Source organism: Streptomyces triticirhizae, assembly GCF_003696235.1.
GTDB classification, from domain to species: Bacteria; Actinomycetota; Actinomycetes; order Streptomycetales; family Streptomycetaceae; genus Streptomyces; species Streptomyces triticirhizae.
Window position 1 is genome coordinate 1 of the sequence record NZ_RFFJ01000241.1, and the last position, 7985, is coordinate 7985.

The 7985-nt window shown below is 72.0% G+C and carries 9 protein-coding genes; 5 read left to right on the top strand and 4 right to left on the bottom strand.

Annotated elements, in window-relative coordinates; translation table 11 throughout:
• Positions 1 to 146: 146 nt before the first annotated feature.
• The 3 genes from EBN88_RS26760 to EBN88_RS26770 all read right to left on the bottom strand — a co-directional run bounded on the left by EBN88_RS26760 (position 147) and on the right by EBN88_RS26770 (position 2649).
• Positions 147 to 440 carry an STAS domain-containing protein gene (locus EBN88_RS26760; RefSeq protein WP_122399621.1) on the bottom strand — a complete coding sequence of 98 codons (294 nt, stop codon included), beginning with the start codon at positions 438 to 440 and terminating at the stop codon, positions 147 to 149.
• A gap of 448 nt (positions 441 to 888) precedes the next feature.
• Positions 889 to 1737 carry a 3-hydroxyacyl-CoA dehydrogenase family protein gene (locus EBN88_RS26765; protein WP_122399622.1) on the bottom strand — a complete coding sequence of 283 codons (849 nt, stop codon included), beginning with the start codon at positions 1735 to 1737 and terminating at the stop codon, positions 889 to 891.
• A 165-nt stretch (positions 1738 to 1902) separates the two neighbouring features.
• The gene (locus EBN88_RS26770; RefSeq protein ID WP_122399623.1) at positions 1903 to 2649 is read right to left on the bottom strand and encodes a TetR/AcrR family transcriptional regulator; all 747 of its coding nucleotides are present in this window, start codon (positions 2647 to 2649) and stop codon (positions 1903 to 1905) included.
• A gap of 81 nt (positions 2650 to 2730) precedes the next feature.
• Here EBN88_RS26770 and EBN88_RS26775 point away from each other — a divergent pair, with 81 nt between their 5' ends.
• From EBN88_RS26775 to EBN88_RS26785, 3 genes are all read left to right on the top strand, one after another.
• The gene (locus tag EBN88_RS26775; RefSeq protein ID WP_122399624.1) at positions 2731 to 3516 is read left to right on the top strand and encodes an ABC transporter ATP-binding protein; all 786 of its coding nucleotides are present in this window, start codon (positions 2731 to 2733) and stop codon (positions 3514 to 3516) included.
• A gap of 82 nt (positions 3517 to 3598) precedes the next feature.
• Positions 3599 to 4354: an ABC transporter permease gene (locus EBN88_RS26780; protein ID WP_122399625.1), complete on the top strand. Its 756-nt coding sequence runs from the start codon at positions 3599 to 3601 to the stop codon at positions 4352 to 4354.
• Between the two features lie 22 nt (positions 4355 to 4376).
• Positions 4377 to 4949, top strand: a complete 573-nt coding sequence (locus tag EBN88_RS26785; RefSeq protein ID WP_122399626.1) for a cob(I)yrinic acid a,c-diamide adenosyltransferase — start codon at positions 4377 to 4379, stop codon at positions 4947 to 4949.
• Positions 4950 to 5004: 55 nt separating this feature from the next.
• On the opposite strand, the gene EBN88_RS26790 is transcribed toward EBN88_RS26785, so the two are convergent.
• Complete coding sequence (locus EBN88_RS26790) at positions 5005 to 5781, bottom strand: hypothetical protein (RefSeq protein ID WP_233581003.1); 777 nt, start codon at positions 5779 to 5781, stop codon at positions 5005 to 5007.
• Positions 5782 to 5949: 168 nt separating this feature from the next.
• On the opposite strand from EBN88_RS26790, the gene EBN88_RS26795 reads away from it, so the two are divergent.
• Both EBN88_RS26795 and EBN88_RS26800 read left to right on the top strand, forming a co-directional pair.
• The gene (locus tag EBN88_RS26795; protein ID WP_122399627.1) at positions 5950 to 7143 is read left to right on the top strand and encodes a sensor histidine kinase; all 1194 of its coding nucleotides are present in this window, start codon (positions 5950 to 5952) and stop codon (positions 7141 to 7143) included.
• Positions 7140 to 7808 carry a response regulator gene (locus EBN88_RS26800; protein ID WP_122399628.1) on the top strand — a complete coding sequence of 223 codons (669 nt, stop codon included), beginning with the start codon at positions 7140 to 7142 and terminating at the stop codon, positions 7806 to 7808. The genes EBN88_RS26795 and EBN88_RS26800 overlap by 4 nt, the downstream gene beginning before the upstream one ends.
• The last annotated feature ends 177 nt before the right edge of the window (positions 7809 to 7985 follow it).

Sequence of the window (7985 nt, forward strand, 5' to 3'; positions counted from 1 at the left end):
GGCGACCGCCCCGCCGCGCGGCAACGGCCGGGGCGGGCACGGGGTCGGGGCGGGCACGGGGTCGGGCGGCCGGCGGCCGGGGCGGGCAGGTCGTTCGGGGCGTTCAAAACGTCCAGGTCACCCGTTCGTCCGGGTCACCCGTTCGTTCAGGGGACGATGGTGAGCACGCGGTGCAGCCGGGCGGCGACCAGCACCCGGTGCATCCGGGGCGGGACGTCGCGCAGCACCAGCCGCCGGCCGGCCCGGCCGGCCCTGCGGTGGGCGCCCATGATCACGCCGAGCCCGGTCGCGTCCCAGGCGTCGAGTCCGGCGAGGTCGAGTACCAGGTCGCCCTCGCCGGAGTCGACGGCGCGGTGCAGCGCGCTCCTGGCGTCGGCCGCGCTGCGCACGTCCAACCGGCCGCCGACGACCAACTCGGCGTGGTCGCCCGTGATGTGCATGTACGTTCCCCCGCTCGCTGGCGCGGCTGGTTGCGACAGGGAGGACAACAGGGTGCGCCGTCTGACGTGGTGGCGCTCCCCGTGGCTCCGCTCGTCCGGCCGGGTCCGGCCGCCGCCGGTGACCGTGGCCCCGGCCGCGCCGGCGGACCCGGGCGTGCTGGTGGTGATGGTGCTTGCTGTGCTGGTGGGTGCGTTGATGGTGGCGATGGCTCTTCCGCTGCTCTTCGCTGTGGGTGTGGGGGATTCGGCGCCGGCTTCGATGCCGGGTCCCGGTGGGGCTCGGCGTGGGGGTGCGGCGCGGGGGTTCGGCGGGCCACGTGCCTCGGAACGGTGGTGGCGAACCGGGGTGCGGCGGCCGGCCGTTCGGCTTCCCGGGGCGGGTGGATGGCCGCCCCGGGCGGGTGGCGTGGGCCTGTGCGGGGTCTGTCACCAGACCCGTGTGACGGGTCTAGTAGCTGTAGAAGCCCTGGCCGGCCTTCCGGCCGAGGCTGCCGGCGTCGACCATCCGCCGCATGATCTCCGGCGGCGCGAACTTGCCGTCGGCGGACTCGCGGTGGATGTTCTCCGTGGCGTGCAGCAGCACGTCCACGCCGGTGAGGTCGGCGGTGGCCAACGGGCCCATGGCGTGGCCGAAGCCCAACCGACAGGCCGTGTCGATGTCCTCGGCCGAGGCCACGCCCGACTCGTAGAGGCTGACGGCCTCCATGACCAGGGCGGTGATCAACCGTGTGGTGACGAAGCCGGCCACGTCGCGCTCGACCACGACCACGGTCTTGCCGGTCGACTCGGCGAACTCCCGGGCCGTGGCGAGGGTCTGGTCGCTGGTCAGGTGGCCGCGCACCAACTCGCAGAGCGCCATCAGGGGAACCGGCGAGAAGAAGTGGGTGCCCACCACGCGGTCGGGTCGCCGGGTCGCGGCGGCCAGCTTGGTGATGGGGATGGCCGAGGTGTTGGAGGCCAGCACGGCCTCGTCCTTGACGAGACCGTCCAGGGTGCGCAGCAGTTCACGCTTGGTGTCGACGTCCTCGAAGACCGCCTCGACCACCAGCTCGGCGTCGGCCACGGCGTCGAGGTCCGTGGTCGTGCTGATCCGGGTCAACGCGGCGTCCGCCGCCGCCTGTTCGAGGCGTTCCTTCTCCACGAACTTGGCGAGGGAGGTCTCGATGGCCCGTCGCCCCTTGGCCAGCGCGTCCTCGGTGAGATCGCGCAGCACCACGTCCCAGCCGGCCTGGGCGGCGACCTGGGCGATGCCGGAGCCCATCAGTCCGGCACCGACGACGGCGAGCTTCCTGGCCACGAGTGATCTCCCTTGATACACGGCGACTCCGGGGAGACTAGACCCTAGCCGCCACAGGGCCCGCGTGGGGGGAGAAGAGACACGCGTCACGGCTGCGTGGTACCGGTGGGACGCCGGGCGTGCGTTGGCGTGACGCCGGCCACACCGCGTGACGCTGGCGGCCCGTCAGACGGCGGGGTCGGGGGCGGCGGGGTCGGGGGCGGCGGGGTCGGGGGCGGCGGGGTCGGAACCGGGGGCCTCGGAACCGGGGGCCTCGGTGGCGGCGGCCGACTCCGGTTCGGCGGGGCGGCGGGCGAAGTCCCGCACCTCCTGGCCGAGCAGCCGCTCGCTGATGTCGAGCCGTCGCCTCAACTCCGCCTTGACCTCGTCAACGGTCCGACCGTCCAGGGCACAGCGGCGGACGGTCTGGTTGAGGTTGGCGTGCACCGCCATCAGCTGGGCGGCGACCAGCTCCGGCAGCGGGTCGTCGGGCTCGCAACCGGCCTCCTCGGCCAGGGTCCGGCCCAGGTGGAAGGTCGTCTTGTGCTGCATCCGCATCAGCCGCGCCATCAGCGAGGAGGAGTTGGTGACCACGGACAGGAAGTGCTCGAAGCCCTCGACCATGCCGAGGTTGACCGGGCGCTCGTCCATGTCCTCGCGCATCCCGTCGAAGATCGCCTCGGCGGCGGACTGGCCGGGGCGCCGCTGGCGCACCCGGGCGGACGGCCGGTCGACGATCTCGTCCTCGCGGTCGAAGAAGAGGTCCTCCTTGGCCGGGAAGTAGTTGTAGACCGTGTTCACCGAGACCTCGGCGGCCTCGGCGACCTCGGCGACGGTGACGGCGTCGAAGCCGCGCTCCATGAACAGTCCCGTGGCCACGTCCGAGATGTGCTGCCTGGTCTGCCGCTTCTTGCGCTCCCTCAACCCGGTCATGCTCGCCATCGTAGCGTTGCTTGGTGCACTTAAAAGTTGGGGCGATTGCATTTTTTGAGGCTCTCTGGTTTTCTGGCCCGCATGGCACCGATCCTGACCACACACGACCTGGCGCAGGCCTACCCGACCAAGCACGGGCTCGTCGAAGCCGTCCGAGGCATCGACATGACCGTTGAGAACGGTGAGATCCTCGGCTTCCTCGGGCCCAACGGCGCGGGCAAGACCACCACGCTGCGGATGCTCACGACCCTGCTCGCCCCCACCCGGGGCAGCGCGACCGTCGCCGGGCACGACCTGGCCACCGAACCCCGCGCCGTGCGCCAGAAGATCGGCTACGTGGCGCAGTCCAGCGGACTCGACCCGCAGGAACGGGTCCGCTCCGAACTCGTGCTCCAGGGGCGCCTCTACCGGCTCAGCAGGACCGAGGCCGAGGCCAGAGCGGAGGAACTGGCCGCCGACCTGGACCTGACGGACCTGCTGGACCGCAAGTGTTCGGAGCTGTCCGGCGGCCAACGACGCCGACTGGACATCGCCATGGCCCTCACCCACCGGCCGGCACTGCTCTTCCTCGACGAGCCGACCACCGGCCTCGACCCCGGCAGCCGCGCGGACCTGTGGGAGTTGGTGCGCCGCATCCGGCAGCAGGAAGGCACCACCATCTTCCTGACCACCCACTACCTCGACGAGGCGGACGCGCTGGCCGACCGACTGGTGATCATCGACCACGGCGAGATCGTCGCCGAGGGAACCCCCACCGCCCTCAAGGAACAGTACGGCGGCTCACCCGACGCGTCCCTCCAGGACACCTTCATCGCCATCACCGGCCACGGACCGCGCCGGGAGGAGAACGCGCCGATCGCCGTGTGAACGCCCGCGCGACCAGTCCCCCGCGCCCCGACGCCGAACCCGACCCCGCCCCGCCTCTCTCCGCCGGAAGGCCCACACCACCATGCCCACCGTGCTCGCCGACTCCCGCCTGATCTTCGCGCGCTATGCGCGACAGACCCTCCGTTCCCGCATCAGCCTGATCTTCGGGCTGATGCAACCCATGCTCTTCCTCGGCCTCTTCGGCCCGCTACTGGAGGACGTCCCGCTCGGCCGCGAGGGCGACTCCTGGCAGATCCTGGTGCCCGGCCTGCTGATCCAACTCGGCCTCTTCAGCGCGGCGTTCGCCGGCATCGGAATCCTCATCGAGAAGCAGCTCGGCATCGTCGAGCGGATGCGGGTCACGCCCGTCAGCCGCACGGCGCTGCTGCTCGGCAGGGTTCTGCGCGACGTGGCGATGCTGCTCGTCCAGTCGCTGGTCCTGGTGCTGGCCGGCGTGGCCTTCGGCCTACGCGCCCCCGTGCTCGGGGTGTTGATCGGCTTCGTCTTCGTCGCCGTCCTCGCGCTCTCCCTGGCCTCACTCTCCTATGCCTTCGCGATGCGGGTGAGAACCGCCCAGGAGTTCGCCCCCGTGATCAACTCCATCAACCTGCCCGCCATGCTCCTCTCCGGCATCCTGCTGCCGATGGCCCTCGCCCCCACCTGGCTGGACGTGGTCTCGCACTTCGTCCCCTTCCGCTATCTCGTGGAGGGCGTCCGCGCCGCCTTCGTCGGCGACTACGGAGACAGCTCGCTGGCCCTGGGCGCGCTCGCCTCCGTGCTGCTGGCCGCCTTCTCCCTCACCCTCGGCACCCGCCTCTTCCGCACGGCCGGCGCCTGACCGCGCGCAGTAGGCTCCCCGCATGGTCAACCTCACCCGGATCTACACCCGTACCGGAGACAGCGGCACCACCGCCCTGGGCGACATGAGCCGGACCGCCAAGACCGACTCCCGCATCGCCGCCTACGCCGACGCCAACGAGGCCAACGCGGCGATCGGCACAGCCCTGGCCCTCGGCCAACTCCCCGACGACGTGAGGACCGTTCTGGTGCGGGTGCAGAACGACCTCTTCGATGTCGGCGCCGACCTGTGCACCCCGGTCGTGGAGAACCCCGAGCACCCGCCGCTGCGCGTGGAACAGAGCTATGTCGACCGTCTGGAGGCCGACTGCGACCGCTTCCTGGCCCCGCTGGAGAAGCTGCGCAGCTTCATCCTCCCCGGCGGCACCCCCGGCGCGGCCCTGCTCCACCAGGCGTGCACCGTGGTCCGCCGGGCCGAGCGCTCCACCTGGGCCGCCCTCGACGAACACGGTGAGTCCATGAACCCGCTCACCGCCACCTATCTCAACCGACTCTCCGATCTGCTCTTCATCCTCGCCAGGTCCGCCAACAAGGAGACCGGCGACGTGCTCTGGGTGCCCGGCGAGAACCGCTGAGCCCCGGCCCCCGGCGGGGCCGAACCGCCCAACCGGCCCCGCCGGGCCCGACCGCTCATCCCCCGCCTCCCGCGTCCGACCGCCGCCACACCCCCGGCTGGGCGCCCGCCGAGCCACCGAACTCGGCGTCCCCCACCGGCCATTGACTCCGTCCGACGCCCCGGGCCGCATCGGCCGCCCTGGGCGGGAACGCCCCCGCAGAGGGCCGCCCGGCGCGCGGAGAGCCACCGCCGCTCTCCACAAACCCACCGGCGATCTCAGACAGCGCGGACTCGTCCGTCCGCTCGGCCTGCTTGGGACGCTTGGGACGCTTGGGCCAGATCGTGTAGGCCGCGGCGATCAGCGTGTGGATGCCCAGCACCCGCAGCGCGGCGAACTGCACCGCCACCATGCCCCGGTCCGCCTCCGGCTCGGATATGAACCAGCGCAACAACTGCGCGACCACCACGGCTATCAGCACCGAGACCAACGTCATCCGCCACAGTCGCCACTCGTGTCTCGCCCTGGCCATGCCGTACCTCGGCGGCTTCGCCGGCCTGGCCGCCCCGCCGAGGCGATGCGCGGCATGGCCGTCGGCCCAGGTCACCAGATAGTGCCCATAGCCAACCGTGAAGCCGAGATACAACACGGCCAGGCCGTGCCCGGCGCTCATCTCGCCACCGCCCCGCAGATCGATCGCCGTGGCCGTCAGCAACAGCACATCGATCAGCGGCACCCCCATCAGCAGCACCCCGCCCAGCCGCCGCATCCGCAGCAGGTAACGCACCGCGAGGCCGCTGGCCAACACCACCCAGAAGGCCACCTCGGCGGCCAGGATCAGGCCCACCATCATCGCCCCACACCCCCTCGGACTCTCCGGTCAGACGTTCCCCTCAAGGATCGCCCCCGCCAGCCCACCGCACGTCACCCTCAGTGACGATTCCCCCGGCCGTCCCTGCATCCTTAGATGTAGATCCGACGACGGTCCCGCTCAGCCCCGGTCCGTGCTCGAATAAGGACCATGCCAGCACCACCGCGCCCCCACCGTCACGATCTGTGGATCGCGCTGGTCGGCCTGGGCACCGGGCTGGTCGCGATCCTCTTCGAGCTGTACACCCTCAACCCACACCAGACCTCCGAGGTGTTGCGCCTCCCCGGGCTGCTGGTGATCTGCGCCGCCGAGCTGTGGCGCCGCACCCTGCCCAGGACGGCGCTCGCAGCGGCCGCACCGGCCCTGGTCATCGACGCGTTCACCGGCGGCTCGCTGCCGGTGCTGGTGATGTTCACCGACGTGATCTACGCGGCGGTGCTCTACGGCCCCACCCGGTTCGGCCGGGTGGTGGTCTCCGGCTCCACCCTGTTCAGCGCCGCCGGCACCGTCGCCATCCTCGCCTGGCTGCGCGAGCCGGAGGCGCTCGTCCTCGGCGCCAGCCTCTTCGGGATAACGGTGGCCCCGTCCTGGACGGGGCTGCTGCTGCGCGAGTACCGCGACAAGGCGGCCGCTGAGCGGCTCCGTGCCGAGCAGACGGCCCTGCTCGCCGAGATGGACAGAGCGCAGGCGGTCGCGGCCGAACGCGCCCGCATGGCAAGGGAGTTGCACGACATCGTGGCCAACCACCTCTCCGCCATAGCCATCCACTCCACGGCGGCACTCTCGTTGGGCAGGCCCGAGACCAGCATGGAGGCCCTCCATGTGATCAGGAAGAACAGCACCCAGGGCCTCACCGAGATGCGCCGGCTGATAGGGCTGCTCCGCACCTCGGACGCGGAACGGCCTCCCGAGGCCAATCCCACGCTCGACGGCCTCGACGCCCTGCTGAAACGCGCCGCCGTGGGCGACGCCTCGGGCGCGCTGAGCTTCGTCGGCCGCGACGAGCGCGAGGCCGGCCTGCGGCTGCCCGCCCCCGTCGAGTTGGCCGCCTACCGAATAGTTCAGGAGTCCCTCACCAACGCCGTCAAGCACGCGGCCCCCGGCCGGGTCGAGGTGCACCTCGGCCACCGGGACGAACGGCTGACGGTCACCGTCACCAGCCCCTACCACCAGGACACCGCCTCCCGCGCGCCGGGCACCGGCAGCGGCCTGGTGGGCATGGCCGAGCGGGCCGAGCTGCTCCGAGGCAGCTTCACCGCCGGCCCGGTCAACGAACCAACCGGTACAAGCAGTTGGCGGGTCGCCGCCGAACTCCCCCTCGTGGAAGGACACTCGACCGCATGACCATCCGGGTGCTGGTCGCCGACGACCAGGCGGCCGTGCGCCAGGGCCTGGTCCTGATCCTGCGCAGCGCCGACGACATCGAGGTGGTCGGCGAGGCGGCCGACGGCGAGGCCGCCGTGACGCTCGCCGCCAGGCTGCGCCCCGACCTCGTGCTGATGGACATCCAGATGCCCCGCCTGGACGGCGTCTCGGCCACGCGCCAGATCGTCGAACGGCGGCTGGCGGAGGTGCTGGTGCTGACCACCTTCGACTTCGACGAGTACGTCTTCGGCGCGCTGCGCGCCGGCGCCGGCGGCTTCCTGCTCAAGGACAGCGACATGGACACACTGCTGAACGCCGTGCGCACGGTCGCCGCCGGGGAGGGGACGGTCGCGCCGGCGGTCGCCCGCCGGCTGTTCGCCGAGTTCGCCCGCCAGTCGCCCGGTCCCCCGCCCCCCGCCGCCTCGCCGGCCGCCGAGCGACTGTCCTCCCTCACCCCGCGCGAACGGGAGGTGCTCGCCCAGATCGGCGCCGGCCTGTCCAACGCGCAGATCGCCGACCAACTCCACATGGCCGAGGCCACGGTGAAGACGCATGTCAGCCGGCTGCTGGGCAAGTTGACCCTGACCAACCGGGTTCAGGCCGCCGTACTGGCCCAGGAGTTGCGCCTCCCCGGCAGCCGGTGACCGCTGTCGCCGGCCGGCGACAGCGGACAGCGGCCCGGCACCGCCGCCGGTCGGCCACAGGCGCAGGCGGCGAGTGGCGCCCGCCCACCGGGCGGGCGCGCCACGCGAGCACAGGGCGCGCCACGCAAGCACAGGGCGCGCCACGCGGGCGCGGGGCGTGGACGCGGAAGCCCGTCG

Excerpts from the sequence above, each read along its gene's own strand:
- EBN88_RS26760 (WP_122399621.1), bottom strand. The coding sequence starts at position 440 with ATGCACATCACGGGCGACCACGCCGAGTTGGTCGTCGGCGGCCGGTTG.
- EBN88_RS26770 (WP_122399623.1), bottom strand. The coding sequence starts at position 2,649 with ATGACCGGGTTGAGGGAGCGCAAGAAGCGGCAGACCAGGCAGCACATC.
- EBN88_RS26775 (WP_122399624.1), top strand. The coding sequence starts at position 2,731 with ATGGCACCGATCCTGACCACACACGACCTGGCGCAGGCCTACCCGACC.
- EBN88_RS26780 (WP_122399625.1), top strand. The coding sequence starts at position 3,599 with ATGCCCACCGTGCTCGCCGACTCCCGCCTGATCTTCGCGCGCTATGCG.
- EBN88_RS26785 (WP_122399626.1), top strand. The coding sequence starts at position 4,377 with ATGGTCAACCTCACCCGGATCTACACCCGTACCGGAGACAGCGGCACC.
- EBN88_RS26790 (WP_233581003.1), bottom strand. The coding sequence starts at position 5,781 with ATGATGGTGGGCCTGATCCTGGCCGCCGAGGTGGCCTTCTGGGTGGTG.
- EBN88_RS26795 (WP_122399627.1), top strand. The coding sequence starts at position 5,950 with ATGCCAGCACCACCGCGCCCCCACCGTCACGATCTGTGGATCGCGCTG.
- EBN88_RS26800 (WP_122399628.1), top strand. The coding sequence starts at position 7,140 with ATGACCATCCGGGTGCTGGTCGCCGACGACCAGGCGGCCGTGCGCCAG.